13 protein-coding genes are annotated in these 18,668 nt (G+C 65.1%); 3 read left to right on the forward strand and 10 right to left on the reverse strand.

Annotated elements, in window-relative coordinates; translation table 11 throughout:
• The first annotated feature begins 27 nt into the window (after nt 1-27).
• Nucleotides 28-738 carry an IS6 family transposase gene (locus QCD66_RS35455; RefSeq protein WP_407567271.1) on the forward strand — a complete coding sequence of 237 codons (711 nt, stop codon included), beginning with the start codon at nt 28-30 and terminating at the stop codon, nt 736-738.
• Nucleotides 739-1,322: 584 nt separating this feature from the next.
• Nucleotides 1,323-2,573: an IS110 family transposase gene (locus QCD66_RS35460; RefSeq protein WP_375737230.1), complete on the forward strand. Its 1,251-nt coding sequence runs from the start codon at nt 1,323-1,325 to the stop codon at nt 2,571-2,573.
• Here the strand turns inward: QCD66_RS35460 and QCD66_RS35465 are convergent.
• The 3 genes from QCD66_RS35465 to QCD66_RS35475 form a co-directional block, all read right to left on the reverse strand.
• Nucleotides 2,556-2,945, reverse strand: a complete 390-nt coding sequence (locus QCD66_RS35465) for a transposase (protein ID WP_375737229.1) — start codon at nt 2,943-2,945, stop codon at nt 2,556-2,558. The two genes, QCD66_RS35460 and QCD66_RS35465, sit on opposite strands and share 18 nt — an antisense overlap.
• Before the next feature lie 478 nt (nt 2,946-3,423).
• The gene (locus QCD66_RS35470; RefSeq protein ID WP_375737228.1) at nt 3,424-4,029 is read right to left on the reverse strand and encodes a hypothetical protein; all 606 of its coding nucleotides are present in this window, start codon (nt 4,027-4,029) and stop codon (nt 3,424-3,426) included.
• Nucleotides 4,030-4,361: 332 nt separating this feature from the next.
• Complete coding sequence (locus QCD66_RS35475) at nt 4,362-5,534, reverse strand: AAA family ATPase (RefSeq protein WP_375737227.1); 1,173 nt, start codon at nt 5,532-5,534, stop codon at nt 4,362-4,364.
• Nucleotides 5,535-5,815: 281 nt separating this feature from the next.
• Here QCD66_RS35475 and QCD66_RS35480 point away from each other — a divergent pair, with 281 nt between their 5' ends.
• A complete protein-coding gene (locus tag QCD66_RS35480) occupies nt 5,816-6,343 on the forward strand; it encodes a transposase family protein (protein WP_407566949.1) in 528 nt (175 codons plus the stop codon).
• On the opposite strand, the gene QCD66_RS35485 is transcribed toward QCD66_RS35480, so the two are convergent.
• The 7 genes from QCD66_RS35485 to QCD66_RS35515 all read right to left on the reverse strand — a co-directional run bounded on the left by QCD66_RS35485 (nt 6,268) and on the right by QCD66_RS35515 (nt 18,532).
• Complete coding sequence (locus QCD66_RS35485; RefSeq protein WP_407567271.1) at nt 6,268-6,978, reverse strand: IS6 family transposase; 711 nt, start codon at nt 6,976-6,978, stop codon at nt 6,268-6,270. The genes QCD66_RS35480 and QCD66_RS35485 overlap by 76 nt on opposite strands.
• 223 nt (nt 6,979-7,201) lie before the next feature.
• Nucleotides 7,202-8,944, reverse strand: a complete 1,743-nt coding sequence (locus QCD66_RS35490) for an ABC-three component system protein (RefSeq protein ID WP_375737133.1) — start codon at nt 8,942-8,944, stop codon at nt 7,202-7,204.
• Entirely contained in the window at nt 8,919-9,188 is a 270-nt protein-coding gene (locus QCD66_RS35495) for an ABC-three component system middle component 6 (RefSeq protein ID WP_358185013.1), read from the reverse strand. The genes QCD66_RS35490 and QCD66_RS35495 overlap by 26 nt, the downstream gene beginning before the upstream one ends.
• Nucleotides 9,188-10,129, reverse strand: a complete 942-nt coding sequence (locus QCD66_RS35500; protein ID WP_375737132.1) for an ABC-three component system protein — start codon at nt 10,127-10,129, stop codon at nt 9,188-9,190. The genes QCD66_RS35495 and QCD66_RS35500 overlap by 1 nt, the downstream gene beginning before the upstream one ends.
• A gap of 223 nt (nt 10,130-10,352) precedes the next feature.
• Nucleotides 10,353-11,207: an abortive infection family protein gene (locus QCD66_RS35505; RefSeq protein WP_375737131.1), complete on the reverse strand. Its 855-nt coding sequence runs from the start codon at nt 11,205-11,207 to the stop codon at nt 10,353-10,355.
• A gap of 424 nt (nt 11,208-11,631) precedes the next feature.
• Nucleotides 11,632-17,061 (reverse strand): hypothetical protein, encoded by a 5,430-nt coding sequence (locus QCD66_RS35510; RefSeq protein ID WP_407566950.1) that lies wholly within the window; start codon nt 17,059-17,061, stop codon nt 11,632-11,634.
• On the reverse strand, nt 17,042-18,532 hold the full coding sequence (locus QCD66_RS35515; RefSeq protein WP_375734020.1) for an esterase/lipase family protein: 1,491 nt from the start codon (nt 18,530-18,532) through the stop codon (nt 17,042-17,044). Before QCD66_RS35515 ends, QCD66_RS35510 begins: the two co-directional genes overlap by 20 nt.
• Between the last annotated feature and the right edge of the window lie 136 nt (nt 18,533-18,668).

An 18,668-nucleotide genomic window follows, 5' to 3' on the forward strand; every position in this document is an offset into this window, starting at 1 on the left:
TTGTGGTCTGCTTGGCTGGTGAGGTCGCTGTCTCGTGTCCGGTCGGGGTCCCCGCCGCCGTCGGCGTTCGCCGGGTTCCGGTTCCCGCCGGAGGTGATCGTTCTCGCGGTCCGCTGGTACCTCCGGTTCAGCCTCTCGTATCGGGATGTGGAGGAACTGCTGGTCGAGCGCGGTGTGGAGGTGGATCACGTCACGGTCTACCGGTGGGTGCAGCGGTTCACCCTGCTACTGGCCGACGCTGCCCGGTTCGCCCGTCACGCACCAGGTGACCGCTGGTTCGTGGACGAGACGTACGTCAAGGTCAACGGTGTCTGGCGGTACGTCTATCGGCCCGTCGACCAGCATGGGCAGGTCATCGACGTGCTCGTCTCCGCCCGCCGGGACGCCGCCGCGGCCCGGCGGTTCTTCCAACGGGCCCTGACCACGCTGAAGGTCACGCCCGCCGAAGTGGTCACCGACGCCGCCCCTGTCTACCCCGGCGTGCTGGACGACCTGGTCCCGTCGGTGTGGCATCACGTCGAGCGGTACGCGAACAATCCGATCGAGGCTGATCACAGCCAGCTCAAACACCGGCTCAGACCGATGCGCGGGCTCCGCAACGACCGCACCGCCCAGACGATCATCACCGGACACGCCTTCGTCCAGAACCTCCGCCGCGGACACTACGAACTTGGACTCGAAGACCCGCCCGCACGACGGGTGGCCGTGGCGTTCACCGAACTCGCCCGAGCGCTCTGACCACAGACCCGACACGGGAACAACACGCCCACCGATCCCACAACGCAACGGCGCCGCGTAGATCAGCGAGCGGCCGGCTGTCCGATCCTGGACGGAGTCGGCGGTGACCGCGACGAGCAGGAGCTTGCCGATCGTGTCGACGGTGACGTGTCGTTTGCGGCCGTTGATCTAATGGGCAGAAGTTGAAGCCGCTGACGTCTGCTGGTCACTCGAGCGCGAGTTCTGAGTGTGGATCGGCTTGGCGACTTCAGCGGGTCCGTCGTCGGCCGGCCAGCGCCAGCACTACGTCCTCCGTTGATCCGTGCGTGCAGCCCTCAAAGAAGGCTGACGGGTGCTGACGCTGGCCGCCGGCGACGTGCCTAATTGCGCGATGACAACGAAGATGATCGTGGTTCGAGTCGCCCGCGGGAATCACCTCCCACCGTGTTCGGGAGCCGACGAGCTCCTGATCAGACCGAGGGCCCCGCGGGCTGCTGGGGTTACGAACGACCAATCGGATGTCGGGCCACCGAGCCCTTCCATTAGGGAGCCGCGTGCCCTGCACGACAACGACCAGCCAGATTGCGCCTATCAACGGAGACAGCGTGGATCAACCGACCGTGTTCTGCGGCATCGACTGGGCCAGTGACCACCATGACATCGCCGTCATCGACGACACCGGGGCCTTGCTGGCCCGGGCCCGCATCGACGACACCGCCGCAGGCCTCGCGCAGCTGCTGCAGGTCCTCGCCGAGCACGGCGACTGCGCCGAACAACCCATCCCCGTGGCGATCGAGACGTCGCGAGGACTACTCGTCGCGTGTCTGCGCGCCACCGGACGGCGGGTATACGCGATCAACCCGATGGCCGTCGCCCGATACCGCGAACGACACACGCTCACCCGCAAGAAGTCTGACCACCTCGACGCCATGACACTCGCCAACATCCTGCGCACCGACTCAGCCGCGCACCGCCAGTTGCCCACCGACACTGAGCTGGCCCAGGCCGTCGCGGTCCTCGCCCGAGCTCAGCAGGACGCCGTCTGGGACCGCACCCAGGCCGGTAACAAGCTCTGCTCGCATCTGCGTGAGTACTTCCCCGGATACCTCGCCGCGGTCGGCGTTCGCCGTGAAGGCGTCTTCCACCCCATCGCCCGAGTGCTGCTCGCGGCGGCGCCTACCCCCGAACAGGCTGCGAAACTCACCCGTGCCCAGCTGCGGTCACTGCTCAAGCAAGCCGGCCGCAAGAACACCATCGACGCCGAGGTGCAACGGCTGCACAACGCTTTCCGTGTTCCGCAGATGCGGCAACTGCCGCTGGTCGAGCAGGCGATGGGACGGCAGTCCCTTGCGCTGCTGCGGCAGATGGAAGCCGCCTGCGTCAGCGCTGACGACCTCGCAGACGCCTCAACGCAGGCGTTCGAGGCTCACCCCGATGCCGAGATCATCGCCAGCTTCCCCGGCCTCGGAGCCGTCAGCGGCGCACGCGTCCTGGCCGAACTCGGCGATGACCGATCACGCTTCACCGACGCCAGAGGCCTCAAGGCCTACGCCGGAGCAGCGCCCGTCACCCGCGCCTCCGGCAAGAGCCGAGCCGTCCTCGCTCGCCGGGTCAAGAACCAGCGACTCGCCGCCGTCGGCTACGTCTGGGCCTTCGCCGCCCTGACCCACTCCACCGGCGCCAGAGCCCACTACGACCGCCGCCGGCAAGCCGGCGACCGGCACACCGCCGCCCAACGCAACCTGTTCAACCGCATGATCGGCTGCCTTCACCACTGCCTCAGCAACCGCATCACCTTCAATGAAACCGTCGCCTTCCCCGACGCTGCCAACCAGCGACTACCTTCCGCTGCTTGACAGCAGTTCCGCATCGGATGTCTTCTTGCCGGCGTCATAGCGGCGGCCGGTGGCGGTGACGGTTTCGGCGGAGCGTACGGACTGGGAGTCGATGATCGCCGCGGCAAGGTCGCGGCCGTCTCCCTCGGTGGTGCCTACCTGGTCGCGTACGGCGTTATGGACACGGTTGACGGTGCCGTCGCCGGTCCAGCGGGCGTGGTAGTCGTAGACGGTCTGCCCGGGTGGGAAGTCCGCTGATAGTGCCCGCCACACGCCACCGTTGTGGGCGAGGTAGCGGATCGCGTCGATGATGCCGCAGCGTGGGTGGACCAGTCGCCTTCCGCCCTGCCGGCCGGGTTGGCCCTTCGCACCAGTGGGGCGAGCAGTGCCCATTCGGCGCCGCTGGTATCCGACGGGCAGCGGCGCGGGCGGCGGGAGGGCAGGTGTATGGACCGGGGCGGCTGAATGGTTGGCTACACCGACGCCGACGATAGGTAAAAAGTCATACAGGGCTCTCCTTATGACACTACTGTTTAATCGCCAGTGCACCTACCGGAGAGCCCTATCTGCCGTCACCGCGACACGCCGAACTCGCCCAAGACCGATCGCCGGCCATGAAATCCGGTTAAAGACGGCTTTAACATCCTATCAAGGGGTGGCACAATTTCATCACATATCATCGGCACGGGCCGTAGCAACGCAGCAGCAGGCTGACGATCACATCACTGCGACCTAAGGCACCAGCATCCACCGCGTGACCTCTGGCAGTGAACCTCCAGACCAGCCAACCCACCGCCGCGCCACTCACGTTAAGCCCGCAGGCTCGAACAGAGCTATAACACCCGAGATGCCGACCCAAAGCATTCGCCGGCTATATCACGGCCTCAAACCGATCCCGGTAGTAATCTGCCCAGGAGCCGGAGTAGTCCAAGGCGTCAACAAAAGCCACCGATGCCCTGACCGAAAAATCTTTCAACCCAACCGGGAAGCCGGCAAAAAATATGGACAGCAGATTTGAGAGATACTCAGCAAACCATTCTCCGGGAACCAGATACGCACCTTCCCCTTGCCTTATGCGACGCTCCACACGAGCACGAACGAGCCTATTCACCACCTCGCGCCGCTGCGCCGGCAGTTGGGATTTGCTCTCGATTGCCTTGAGCGCCCCCTTCACTGCCTTTGCATCGATAGATCCGAAATGATCTTGATTTACCACTGACTTTTTCGAGAACCCTACGTGACACCACGCACTATGCGCTTTAGCGAGACAACATAGAGTGATCCATTCAGCCCACAGGAAAGAGAGCGCTCCCGGCCAGTTCACGTGCCTCGCCAGGAACTGATTGACGCTCCGTTCATCCAGATGAGCGGCCGACATGATTGCGACACGCGAATCACCGAATACGAATGCGTGAGCAAGGGCATCGTAGGTTCGAGTGTAGACGACATGCGGCGACCGCCGAAGACTACCCGACACGTCGTCATTGTCGCGATCTAGACAGAACACAATCGATCGCCTGCCCGATGAATTTTCTACCGTAAGCGATCTTCGCCGACGACAGTAATCGTACATCGAAAGAACCGCGCTCTTACCTCCCGGCGCCGGAGCCAAAGAGCCGGGCACTCTACTAATCTGCTCGATAAGCCAAATCTGAACACCTGCCGATTTAACTCGAGGGCTACTAACGGCCAAGCGCTCATAGAATGGCACATCAACCTCACGTCCCTCCACAACAAGAAAGAGGGAAGCGACTTTCGACATTCGCATTCTGGCAACGAAGCCGGCGCGAGAATAGGAGAGTTTGCGACTCAAAGCTCAAATACCCTACTATTCGGAATCTCAGCCATCACCTCAGGCGAATGGGTTGCCAGAATAATCTGAACTTCATCATTCACGGCACGCATACTCTCGACGAGCCTATGCTGCCAGTCAACATGGAGCGACAACTCGGGCTCGTCGATCAAGATGCAGTGATTCCCAGCCGCCAAACATTCCAACAGAATTCGAACAATTTGCTTCTCCCCACTCGACAATGACTCGATAGGGATCTCTTCTCTCCCAACCCGCACCGCAACAGACCTCGAGTCAAGCACAACCTCTTTACCCCTCGAGAAGAGAGACGAGAGCAAGTTTGTCAGACGCCGCTGAGGCTCCTGCGCCATTCGTATGGACACCTCCACGTCGGCTATTCGAGCCACAACATCTCGGAGGAGTGCGTTCTTCTCGTAGTTCTCTTGAAATTTCTCACGCGTACTTAATTGGGGACTGATTCGCTGTTGCTGAAAGAACGAAGTCACCAGCGTGAAAGCGAGATCACTCGGAATAGTGTCCGCATTCTTTGTCCGACGCCTCGACCTTTCCCCAGTCAGAATCGCAGACAGCACTTCAGCCAGACCCTGCTCTTGAGCCCTGCGGATTTTAATCAGGGCTTGATTATTGTATTCACGCCATAAAGCAAGCGTCTGACGAGCAAATTCTTCATCGATCTGCGCTTCATCAAGAAGACCTCCAACATCCCGCCTCCCCGTACTAACGTGCCGCGATCCTCTAACAAGGTCAGTCATTCTTGAGATCGGGAGATAACCGTGACGAAGCCGCCGCACTGGACCTTCAGGCTCGGTCTTCCAAGCCATCTGCCGACTCATTTCCATAAGCATGAACTCTTCGACCGCTTGGCCCGATGCCGCCAAGTCCTCAATGAATTCCAATTCGCGCTTACTGGGCCGCCTGGACGTCTTCCGGATTGTGCGTGTGTAGCGCTCGCCTGACGAGACTTCAAAAGTCACCGAAGCAGACTTGAACGGAACACGAACAATATAACTTGGGTCACCCGTCAGGGCACTATGGAGAATTTTCAGAAACGAAGTCTTGCCCGACCCATTCATGCCCCAAAAGATGTTCAAGTCTTCATTAAAATCTACAGAGAAGGTCCCTTCCCTTCCCGCTAATCCAACAATCTGGGCGTGCCGTATCTTAGCCACGGGACCTTCCTACTCTCGGTTTGTGCGACACAGCGACGCCACGAGCAGCGGCGAGGCTGGGAAGGTTGACTCTAGCGGAGGTGGCCCGTCTTCGGAGCCCTCACATAAGCCAAGGTCAATCACTGACATAGCCCCCGCAACAGGGCCCCGGCAAAGTCGTGACGGTGTCTGACTTGTAGGTCTTGGAGTAGAAGCGCCGCTGTTGGTGACACAAAACGGGCATGACCTGTTCAGAAGATCATCAGGGTTCTCTACGCCATGCTGATCATCCGAAGTGAGTCATGCCCGCGCTGCCATCATCGCTGATCTCGTCCCTGTCCCACGCACCGGCTCTGACCGTGCCAGAAACCGCTGGTGGGCTACCCGAAGCGCTCGCCGGTCTGCCTGATCCACGGGCCCGGCGAGGTGTCCGGCACCAACTGACAGTCGTGGTCACCGCAGCGGTGTGTGCCGTGGTCGCCGGCTACCGCTCGTACGCGGCGATCGCCCAATGGGTCGCCGATGTTCCGGCCACGACGGCGCTCGCCCTGGGCATGACTCCCGATCGGCGCCCGCCGGAGGCGATGATTCGTCGGCTGTTGCAGGCCATGGACCGGCAGCTACTGACCGCCGCGATCGGCGTCTGGCTCGCCAGCCGGGCCACCACCGCTGCCTCGACGACCCCGCAGGCGATTGCCGGGCGCCGTTGCGTTGTGGGATCGGTGGGCGTGTTGTTCCCGTGTCGGGTCTGTGGTCAGAGCGCTCGGGCGAGTTCGGTGAACGCCACGGCCACCCGTCGTGCGGGCGGGTCTTCGAGTCCAAGTTCGTAGTGTCCGCGGCGGAGGTTCTGGACGAAGGCGTGTCCGGTGATGATCGTCTGGGCGGTGCGGTCGTTGCGGAGCCCGCGCATCGGTCTGAGCCGGTGTTTGAGCTGGCTGTGATCAGCCTCGATCGGATTGTTCGCGTACCGCTCGACGTGATGCCACACCGACGGGACCAGGTCGTCCAGCACGCCGGGGTAGACAGGGGCGGCGTCGGTGACCACTTCGGCGGGCGTGACCTTCAGCGTGGTCAGGGCCCGTTGGAAGAACCGCCGGGCCGCGGCGGCGTCCCGGCGGGCGGAGACGAGCACGTCGATGACCTGCCCATGCTGGTCGACGGGCCGATAGACGTACCGCCAGACACCGTTGACCTTGACGTACGTCTCGTCCACGAACCAGCGGTCACCTGGTGCGTGACGGGCGAACCGGGCAGCGTCGGCCAGTAGCAGGGTGAACCGCTGCACCCACCGGTAGACCGTGACGTGATCCACCTCCACACCGCGCTCGACCAGCAGTTCCTCCACATCCCGATACGAGAGGCTGAACCGGAGGTACCAGCGGACCGCGAGAACGATCACCTCCGGCGGGAACCGGAACCCGGCGAACGCCGACGGCGGCGGGGACCCCGACCGGACACGAGACAGCGACCTCACCAGCCAAGCAGACCACAACGATCAATCCGATGATTGATCATGTCTCCACCCAATGCAACAGACCCTCAGGTTGGCCTCGTCGGCGAGGGTGGCGGATCGCGCCTGCTGCAGCAGGGCGGTCAGCTGGTCGATGGCGCGATATCGAGTTTCGCGCCGCCGTCGCCTTCGGTAATCTGCATGTACACGACGGATGCCTGCCCGGTTCGTGAGTCGCTCAGAATCGGAAACCGAAGAGGCCGCCGTCGTTGTACCGGTCAGTCAGTCGCTGCGACAGTAGAAACTCGTCGGCAACGAAGTTGCGGCGTCGGGCTTTGTCCAGATCGTCTGAGTTCAAGGTGACGATGTACTGGAGACCCTCGCGAGCAGTTACCTCTGCAGCCAGTGATAGGGCTGCGGCCAGTTGGCGGTCGTCGACGCCGTCGAACAGGTGGCTGTCGTGGACGAGGATGCCGGGGGCGCGTCCTGCCCGCGTTGCGAGGACGCTGAGGGTGAGGTCGAAGCAGAAGATGACCATGCTGCTGATGCCGGCGCTGTTGTCGCTGTCGATGTGCGGATCGATGCGCAGGCTCTTGTCGCCGGCTTCGAACTTGAGGTGGGCGGTGCGGCCGGGGCCGTAGAGGCGTCGGGCGAACTCGGAGAACATCACGGTCGCTTCGTCGATGAAGCCCCGCCGGTCCTCGATGTCACGGTCCATCTCCTGCTGCAGCGTCAGGCGGGCCTGGGTGATTTCTCGTTTCGTCGCTTCAAGGGCCTGGGCGGCCTCGTAGCGGTGGCGCAGGGCGGACAGGAGTGCCTGTTGCTGGGCGAGGACCTGTTGGAGTGTGGTTAGAGCTTCTAGGGCCCCACCTTCCTGCAGGGTACGGAGCGTGGCGGCGAGTTGGTCGCCGAGGCGTTGACGGTCGGTTTCGCTCTGGGCGAGGCGTTGCCGAATGGTGGCGGCTTCCTCGTCGAGGTAGCGGCGACGGTTCCGTACGACGGACTCGTGGAAGGCTTGGACCTCGTCGAACCGTCGCCGCACCTGGTCGTTGAGTAACACGCCGAGCTCGGCGTATACCGGCTCCAAATAGCTGACGTCAGGGTCGGTCGTTTCCTGCAGCGCGTGTTCCAGGTCCTGGAGATTGCGCCGATCCACGACGTCGCGTGCGCGTAGTTGTCGTATCTGCTGGTCAAGCGCGTCTGCCTGCTCACGCAGACGCTCGTACTGCGGGACGACGCGGAACTCGGAGATCTGGCGTTCCAGATCGCGCACCCGCCGCTCGGCCAGGGCGATCTCGCTACGCAGGTCCGCAACCTTGCCGATGATCCGGCCCAGCAGCGGGTCCTGGGCAGCCTTCTGCATCTGGGTCCGTGCGGTGTCTCGCGCCTTGAGCAGCCGGTATCGGTCGGCGAGATGCCAGTCGAGGCCGAAGAGGTAGGCGAGGTTCGTGGTCGCGTCGGCGTCGGACTGTCGTCCGTGACTACGCACCGCGGCGTTGTAGCCGTTGGAGCTGGTGCGACGAATGAGGAACGACACCAGGCTCCGGCCGCTGATGCCGGCGTGCTCGCCGGGCAGGCTGAAGAGGTCGCGTTCGATGAGGCGCTGCCACTCCCCGAGCCGGAGGTGACCGGTGTTCAGCTCGAGTTGGCCGCGGTCGGTGGCTGGCGGCAGCGGATCGAGGTGTACCCAACCGGGACGCGATCCCATGCGTCTCACCTGCAGCGGTTTGGTGAGCTGCGGCCAGTCGAGTGACAGAGTGAACTCGATGCCGCGCAATTCCGGACGTGCGGGAAGGGTGGAGGCGTCTGCCCGCTCTCCGAGGAGGAAGTGCAATAGTTCGATCATGCTGGACTTGCCGGCACCGTTACGGCTGTCGGTATCCCGTGACCCGGGGGTGATGTCGGCGACGAGGATGTTGAGCCCGGGGTGGAAGCTCAGCGTCCGGAACCGCGGGTCATCGGCTCCGAGCTGACGCAACATCCGCCTGCCTCCTCGTGAGCAGTTCCCGCTCCAGTTCCAGCGTCCCTAGCGCGAACAGCACATCCAGGGAGAGGACGAACCACCAGAACGGTACGGGCGCGTGGTGCCCGTTGGCGGTCCGCCACTCCCGCAGCCTCGTCCACGTCTGGCTGATCGTCATCGGTTGGTCGAGGATCCGCAAGATCTGCGCCCCGACGACCAGCAGCGCCCGCTGCGGCGCGATACCTTTCGTCGGCGTGATCATCAGCCTGTTCCCTGTAGAACTGGGGCCCGCCAGTTGGTGGGCGGCTCTTCGAAGATGTCGCAGGTCTCGAAGAAGTACGCCAGGACGACCATCACGGCCCGCTCGTGATCACGTCGGCCGCGGGCGTTGCCGGCGACGTACTCCTGCAGCTTCCACAACACGTCCCCCGGGTCGCCGTAATCAGCCTTGACCTGCTGGTAGTAGGCGTTGAAGCCCTGCGCGACCTCGTCGCGCTCGGTGACGTCCTGACGTTGCTGGTAGTACTCGTCCACCAACGGGGTGTACCGCATGGCCGAGATGATCTCGTCACGATCCTCGATAGCAAGGCGGTTGTAGGCAAGCTTCTCAGGCGGGACCTCGCGGGCGGGCGCCTGAGATGTCGCCTGACGCCGCTGCGCGACCAAGTGCGTCAGGAGGGGCTCCAGGTCCTCCAACCCGATCCGGTACACACGCTCCGACACCGGAATCTCACAGCCAAGCAGCTCCTGAATCTCGTCGCGCTCCAAGCGGCATAGCTCCCGGTGCAGGTGCTGCGGCCCTCGCTGCTCGAACCGCAGACTCGAGTGCGCGGCGCGTGCCTCGCTCAACAGGATCGACAGCTCTGGGTGGACGCCGCGCAGGTCGTTGTGCACGAACACGAAGGTGTCGAAGTGGTCTCCTCGCTTGGCGATCGCCTTCTCAAGATCATCGGCGAACTTCGTCCGGACAGCCTTTGCATCCGGGACCTCGGGCGCGTAGCACGCGTAGAGCTTGCCGTCATGCAGGCTCAACCCATCCGCCCCGATGTCACCGAGGTTGCCGTGGGTCCTGACATCAATGAAGTCGGGATAGCGGGCGCACATCAGGTTCTGGAAGAACCGCTCGAAGGACTTGCCGAAGCGTTCCTCGAGGAGCCGCCGCAGCATGGCTCGGACGAAGCTCTGCTCCTCGAAGCTGAGCACCGGCCCTCCGTCACCTATGTGGATGTACTGCCGCACCCAAGGTAACCAGTTCACTGGCGGTTTGGTAGGTACCAACGACCGAGGAAGCACCGACCAAGCGGCTCCCGCCGTTTGGTGCGCCGAAGCGCCAGGCCGGCGAACTGAGGAGGTCGATGAGAGACCTGCCCGCAGCGCTGGCCGTCTCCGGCCACCCGTACCACTCGACGCAAGTGAAATCTTTCCCTCAACCTGCCGTGGCGTCAGCCACCTGCGTACGCCAGGGTGCGGACGGGTCCGCGAGCGTGTCGAGGACGACCTGGCACCAGGTGTGTGCAGCGCCGACGGCAAGGTAGCCGTGACGGGGACGAAGACCGGTACGGCGGGCGGCGTGGCCGGTTCCCCAGCCCTCGTTACGCAGCTCGCCGAGACCGAGCGCGATGCCCGACAGCCCGCCGAGGATGCGCTTGACTGCCTGGCTACCGTCCGGCCCCGGTGCGGCGGTCTGTGGGTGGAGTCCCAGCTCGCGTTGTGCCCTGTCGATGAGCTGCGGCAGCTTGGCCGTCTTGTCCTCGAACGGCACGCCCAGTTCTTCCAGCACCGTCTTCGCCGTTGCCTCGACCAACTCCTTCGCGGAGCCAATGGCCTGCGCCGGGTCGGTCGGAAGCGCTCTGTTGATCCGTTCGAACGAGTCCAGGATCATCGCCGGGTCCCGCAAGGTGTTCAGGGACCGCGGCATCGCCGCGACCATGGCAAGTGCGGTATTCGACTTTGGCCTGATTCTTCCCTCGGCATCGACGTCGAAGCCTTGCCGATCCATGAACTTGCGGGTACTCGCCAATTCCTCCGGCGTAATGGCGTCGACCAGCGTTTCGTAGACCCGCACTACACGGTTCACGTGGCCAGGATCGGTCCAGTCCACGTTGTCCTCGAACTCCCGCCAGAATCCGCGGCGCTCGCCGCTCTCGTTGTTCGGCTCACCGGACGGCGTGAACCCTTGGTCCTCCCACATACCCGCGATCAAACGGAGCGTGCTGTAGCTGGCGCTGAGATCACGGAAGTGCCGGCGCACAGGTAGCGGCACGAGGCTTCGGATCGTCACGACCACCCAGGGTATCGAGCACGCAACGTCCCGGCGACCGGTTACGGCATGCTCCGAAGGGCGCTGTTGCATTGAGCGATCGCCAAGATCGCTTACCGCAAGACTTTCTGCAAGATCAAAGTGGGTCACCGAACTCGGCAGCCGAGACCGGAACAAAAGGTTCCTACTCGATGAGGCGGTCGAGCGTCGGACGCCCAGCTCTACAACCAGCGGACGTCACATCGGGAAGATCTGCGCCGCCGAAGGCGGGAACGCTCAATGCAACAGGGCGCCGTTGCGTTGTCGAGACTCGGTTCCATGTCCTCCTCGTCGATTCCGCACTCGGACACGACGGCTGGGGCGTCTGCTTCCCGGTCCTGAGCGACCAAAGCCTGTGTCACGACGATGACGGCGGCACGCAGGCGCCACCGCGAGTGGGTCTGGGCTACAAGATTCGGGGCGGTTCAGGTTGCTGAGGTCTCGTAGGTGTGGGCGTTGGTTCGTCGGGGTGGATCGGATCAGGGTTGAGGATGTGCTGTTTGTACAGTTCGACCATTCGCGCGAGTCCGATTTGGAATGCGTTGGAGATTCCCGGTTGTTGGGTGGCTAGCAGCCTATGCAGCCGGATGCAATGTGCTCGATTTTGCGTTCGTTCGCCGGAGATGACAGCATTCTGGGCTGCAACGAGGGCTTCCTCTTCATGGCCGTTTGCGAGCAGCGATACGGCGATCAGCAGCGGCCCTGTGCCGGGCAGTTCGGCGGAGCGTGGGCAGACCAAAAGGATCATGGCGAGGGTTGTCAGGTCGCCGCTTTCGAGGGCATTGGTGGCAAGTTCGGCGGCTTCGGCGGGATTGGTAATGATCCGCAGGAGTGTGTCCGGCTGGTATTGGGCGGCGAGGGCGAGAATCGCGCCATGCTGTACGGCGATTGGATGGTCGTATTCGAGAAGTGTTTTACGGAGGTGTGGACGTTGCAGGGTGTCGGCGTGGTCCTGCAGGAAGGTGATGGATTCGGTCCAGCTGGGGGTGGCGATCCAGGCCTCAAGGGTGGCCTGCTCGTCGTGCGCGGTACGAAGGTGCTCGATTACGGTGTCGAATCCGTGCTCGTGCAGATCGGCCGTCAGTTCGCGCACGTCCTCCAGTTGGGGAATGTCCGGGTGCAGGATGGTAAGGATAGTGAGGGTGGTGGGGAGATCGGGCTCGTGAATCGTGGTTCGGTGTCGGTGGAGGGCGGTTTCGCGGTCGGGCCAGGTGTGGGAGTTGAGCAGGTCGTTGGCCAGTTGCAGATGATGGTCGGGAATTGGAACGATGGTCCAATTGGGCTGGTTGTCGGGTGGTGTCTTGAGGTGGTTGGTGACGGCGCGGACGTGTTGGCGAGCCGCGGCGGTCGCGTGTGGCGGCGCGCCAGGCTCAGGCTCGGTCGTCTCGACTGCTGCTGTGGCGAGCATGGCGGCCGCCTGGTCGGCCCGGTGGTTGAGGGCAAGCCATTGGGCGTAGTAGGCACGTAACCAGCCGCGATAGAGCGGGGGAAGGTTGTCGTCAATGGCGGCCTGCCAGGTTGCCTCGCCGGTTTCGGGGCGTTGGTTGGCTTGGTTGTTCAACGATCTGGCGAGGTCGGACAGGAACGCACCCGGGTTCGCCTCCGCCAGCTTGCGGTAGAACGCGACCGCCTCATCAATCGCAACCAGAGCCCCGGCCCGATCCCCGACCTCCGCCCGACGGCCGGCCTGGTTGTTCAACGACCCGGCGAGATCGGACAGGAACGCACCCGGATTCGCCTCCGCCAACTGACGTCGCAGGGCAACCGCCTCATCAATCGCGACCAGAGCCCCCACCCGGTCCCCGACCGCCGCCCGACGGCCGGCCTGGTTGTTCAACGACCCGGCGAGATCGGACAGGAACACGCCCGGGTTCGCCTCCGCCAGCTTGCGGTAGAACGCGACCGCCTCATCAATCGCAACCAGAGCCCCCACCCGGTCCCCGACCGCCGCCCGCTGGTTCGCCTGGTTGTGCAACGACATGGCGAGGTCGGACAGGAACACGCCCGGGTTCGCCTCCGCCAACTGACGTCGCAGGGCAACCGCCTCATCAATCGCGACCAGAGCCCCGGCCCGATCCCCGACCTCGGCCCGCTGGTTAGCCTGGTTGTTCAACGACCCGGCGAGATCGGACAGGAACACGCCCGGGTTCGCCTCCGCCAGCTTGCGGTAGAACGCGACCGCCTCATCGATCGCAACCAGAGCCCCCACCCGGTCCCCGACCGCCGCCCGCTGGCCGGCCTGGTTGTTCAACGACATGGCGAGATCGGACAGGAACGCACCCGGGTTCGCCTCCGCCAACTGACGTCGCAGGGCAACCGCCTCATCAATCGCGACCAGAGCCCCCACCCGGTCCCCGACCGCCGCCCGCTGGTTCGCCTGGTTGTTCAACGATGTGGCGAGGTCGGACAGGAACGCACCCGGGTTCGCCTCCGCCAGCTTGCGGTAGAACGCGACCGCCTCATCGATCGCAACCAGAGCCCCGGCCCGATCCCCGACCGCCGCCCGATGGGCCGCCTGGTTGTTCAACGACCCGGCGAGATCGGACAGGAACGCACCCGGGTTCGCCTCCGCCAGCTTGCGGTAGAACGCGACCGCCTCATCAATCGCAACCAGAGCCCCCACCCGGTCCCCGACCGCCGCCCGCTGGTTCGCCTGGTTGTTCAACGACCCGGCGAGATCGGACAGGAACACGCCCGGGTTCGCCTCCGCCAGCTTGCGGTAGAACGCGACCGCCTCATCAATCGCAACCAGAGCCCCCACCCGGTTTCCGACCTCGGCCCGCTGGTTCGCCTGGTTGTTCAACGACATGGCGAGATCGGACAGGAACGCCGCCCGGTCGGTCTCCGCCAACTGACGTCGCAGGGCAACCGCCTCATCAATCGCGACCAGAGCCCCCACCCGGTTTCCGACCGCCGCCCGATGGCCGGCCTGGTTGTTCAACGATGTGGCGAGGTCGGACAGGAACGCACCCGGGTTCGCCTCCGCCAGCTTGCGGTAGAACGCGACCGCCTCATCGATCGCGACTAGAGCCCCGGCCCGGTCCCCGACCTCGGCCCGCTGGTTAGCCTGGTTGTTCAACGATGTGGCGAGGTCGGACAGGAACGCACCCGGGTTCGCCTCCGCCAACTGACGTCGCAGGGCAACCGCCTCATCAATCGCGACCAGAGCCCCCACCCGGTCCCCGACCTCGGCCCGCTGGTTAGCCTGGTTGTTCAACGACCCGGCGAGATCGGACAGGAACACGCCCGGATTCGCCTCCGCCAACTGACGTCGCAGGGCAACCGCCTCATCAATCGCGACCAGAGCCCCGGCCCGATCCCCGACCTCCGCCCGATGGGCCGCCTGGTTGTTCAACGACATGGCGAGATCGGACAGGAACACGCCCGGATTCGCCTCCGCCAGCTTGCGGTAGAACGCGACCGCCTCATCAATCGCAACCAGAGCCCCGGCCCGATCCCCGACCGCCGCCCGCTGGTTAGCCTGGTTGTTCAACGACCCGGCGAGATCGGACAGGAACACGCCCGGATTCGCCTCCGCCAACTGACGTCGCAGGGCAACCGCCTCATCAATCGCGACCAGAGCCCCGGCCCGATCCCCGACCTCCGCCCGATGGGCCGCCTGGTTGTTCAACGACATGGCGAGATCGGACAGGAACACGCCCGGATTCGCCTCCGCCAGCTTGCGGTAGAACGCGACCGCCTCATCAATCGCGACCAGAGCCCCCGCCCGGTCCCCGGCGTTGGCGCGGCGGACGCTTACTCGTAGAAGGAGTTCGGCGTGTTGCTGGGGTGCATTGGAGGCGGCGTGTAGCTGACGTTCGTCAACGAGCCGGGCCAGGTGCCAGAGTCTGGTGGCGTGGAAGGGCAGTTGTTCGGACAGTTCATTCAGCGGCAACGGGCAGTCGGTGGCTTGGACTAGGGTTTCGAGCGCCTGCCCGGCCGGGCCGCCGAGAGCGGTGGCGATGGCCAGCACGAGCGGCCACCGCTCGGGGCTGGCCCGTAGCAGTGACTCGAACAGTTGGCTGTCGGTGCTGGCACGTTGCAGCACGAGCATCGGCGGCAGCACTGCGTCGTCATCGAGGCTGGCGGGTAGCCATCGGGCGAGCGACTCCGGTTTGGCGGCCAGAGTGCGGGTCAGGTGATAGTCGCCGATCGGGTCGGGCCGTATCGCCCACCGTTCGCCGGGGCGTCGGGCGAGGCAGGTCGCGAAGGTCCTGGCGATGTCGCGTCGCCATCGAGCGTCTTGGTGTAATGGTGGGACAACTTGAAGCGCCTCGGTCGCTGTGTCGAGGTCGGTCGGCCCGAGCAGCGTCAGGCAGGCTCCAGCGGTGGCCAACAGTTGCCTGTCGCCACGGCCACCGGCTAGGTCCTCGTAGGTGGTGGCCCAGTACTTCTGTTCATGTTTGAGTACAACTTCGTGCAGGCCGGCCTCGGTGGTCGGTAGCTCGGCCGTGCTGGTAGCGGCTAGCCAGCCGAACAGCACCAGGTCCAGTGTGGTCCAGTCGTGGCCGGGGCGGGCAGGCGGAACCGGCGGCGTCTTGGATGCGTGAGCTCGGATGCTGGCATAGGTGCGCTCGTAAATACGGTCGGGGTGCGGGTGGGTGTCAGCCAGTTCGACGCTGTCGAGGACGCACGGATGAAGGTCGGCGGTCAGCGCGTCTCGGACGTCGACCAGCCAGTCGCCCTCAACAGCGCGGGCGGTAACCACCACCACGGCGGGTGGTCCAGCACGGTGTTTGACAGTGGCCAAGAGCAGTTTGAGGTCCTCGACGCGGGCGTCGGCGTAGTCGACCAGCACGAGCATCGGCGCGGTGACCTCGGCCAGCCAGGTCAGGCTCGCCTGCCGGTGCGCCTCTTCGTCGTGGGTGATGAACTCGCGCAGCGGGCCGGCGTACCAGCCGGCTTTGCGTAGCCGGTCGGCCAGTTCCAGAGCGAGGCGGGTCTTGCCGGATCCACCGGTGCCGTGGATGATGGCTAGCCCGGTACGGTCGCCGACGGCAGTGCGGTGGGCGAAGTCCTCGAGGACGGTGAGTTCGTCGCGAGCCTGGAACGGGGTAAGGGCATACTCCGCGCGGACCAACTTCAGCACCGACTCGGCTACGTCGGGCCGCTGGTAAATCTCGCGCAGCGGCAATACCGCCGGGACGGGCGCCGGCCGGTACCGCGCCTCACTGTCAGGGGTGACGGCCAACCGCCACGTCAAAGCCCCACCGGTCAGGTGTCGGTAGCCGTTGCCGATCGCCCTGTCGAGATCGGTATCCAGGCCGGCGGTCGCAGTGGCGCCGACTGCGGTCGCGAGTCCATTGGGGTCAACGATGACCACGTCGCGTGGTGGCCCCTGCAGAGTCCGGGCCGTCACGGCGGCCAGGCGTTCCGGTGCGGCCATCGATATGCCACCGAACGGCCACCGGTCGGTAAGGCCAACCGCCACCAGCGCATGCCCCGCTTCGGCTCCATCAGCAGGTGACAGCACGATGACCGCGGTGGGCAGGCCGGCGTGCACACACGCCCCCGCCAACACCAGAGCCAGATCAAGACAGGTCCCGGTCCCCGGAGCGACCAGCACCTCGCCCGGTGCCCGCACACGCTGAAAACCCAGGGCGGCGTCAGGTGGCTCGACCGCGTACCCGACCCGGACATCACGCAGACCCGACCATACCTCCTTCAGCCGGCTGGTCGGTGAGCCGTCGCCCGCCGGTATCCGGACATGCCGGGCGACCACATCCGGAACGATGTACCGGGCCAGCGCCGCCGGATCGGTGGCGACCGACCACGCCGGCCAGTCCACCCCCGACGTCCGGCCGTCCGGAGTCCCGTCAGCCGAGGTCGGCGTCATCGAACACCTCGACCGTCTCGGTGGTCTCCAGATCCCCGGCGCCGGGCACCTCCCGCGCCGACAGCCGCACCGTGTACGTGCCGGGCGGTAGGGGCGGCAGCACCGTCCGGTACCCGCCCGCGTCGGCCACGAATTCGACGTCGTCGAACGCCGGTCGGCCCGTCGCGGGATCCTCAACCACGGCCCATACCCGTACCCCGGCGGTGTCGACGTCATCGCCGCGGATGCTCGCCGCGACGTCGACGGGCTCACCGGCGACCTGGACCTCGTCGAGGTCGGCACCCAGCACCGCCGGATGCTGCACGCCGCGGAACGGGCGCAGATCACCGCGGCCCTCGTAGCGGGCCGTGAGATCGGCGACGGCCGTCATCGCGGCGAAACGGCCGTGCCGGTACGGCATGAGGAAGTCGTCCGGCGGCTCATCGGCCATCTCCACCGGAACCGCCGCATAAGCCGGCACCGTCCCGTCACCGAGCTCGCCGTCCCATCGACCGAGCCGTGGAAACGACAGCGGGTCGGATGTCACCCGCACCCCCTCACCATCCCAGGCAGCGGCGCGCAGGGTGCCATGGCCGTAACCGACCCGCGGCACCACCTTCGTCCCGTCGCGGGGCAGTTTCGCCCACGCCTGCTCGATGTCCACGTGCAGCCGGTACGCCGCCGCCGGGTCAGCGCCCCACTCATGCCACGGCAACGGCAGCTCGTACGGGTAGAGCAACCCGCCCGTGCCACCCACGTGCGCCGGCCGTGCGTCCACCACCGCCTGGTAGCGCGGCAGCAACTCCGCGATGGACGGCCACTGCCGCAGCACGTCTCGTAGCCCAGAAAACGCTGGCAGGCCCTTGACCAAGATGCCGTTGGCCAGCACGTTCAATGCCTTCGGCGCGCCCCAGTGCGGCGTCCCCAACGTGATCAACGCCCGACAGTACGCATCACCGCCGCCGAGACCGATCCAGTGCCGCGCGACCAGGCCCCCCATCGAGTGCGCCACCACGATCACCCGACCGGCATGGTTACCGCCCGGCCACAGCTCTCGCAACCGTTCCTCGACCCGGTCCGCAAGGCGCTCGGCGGCCGGCGCGACGCCGAGACGGAAGTCGTACGGCACCGGCAACACCGTCGGATGCGGATGCCCGAGCGCCTTCAACAGCCCCTCGTAGCCAGGTACCGCCGTCCAGAACGGCACCGGCCGCAACGACCGGATCAGCCCCACCGGCTCCAGCGCCGGCGTCTCGGCCAGGCTCAACAGCTCCGGACGCCGCAGCAGCCGCCGATCCGTCCAGCCCACCGACCACAGCGGAGCATCAGGCTGCCCCGGCCGGGCCAGGACACTCCCTCCGATACCAGGCACCACGACCACTAGATGCTCGCGCACCACGCCCCCCTCGGCATCGTTTACCGAGCAACGTGTCACACAACGTTCACTGGCGGCAGTCACGATCCGGACAGAGAGCATCCGCCAGTCGGCCACCGCGCTAAGGATGGCCGCCGTTGATGGTTTACTGCCGACAAACTAAAGCCGATCTTCGCGTGCCACCGCTCCTCGTCGCGCCGCAGGAGCCACCACGTTAAACGGAGGCGACAAGGGTCTGTTGCGTTGGGTCATC

The organism is Polymorphospora sp. A560, assembly GCF_045781765.1.
Taxonomy (GTDB): Bacteria; Actinomycetota; Actinomycetes; order Mycobacteriales; family Micromonosporaceae; genus Polymorphospora; species Polymorphospora lycopeni.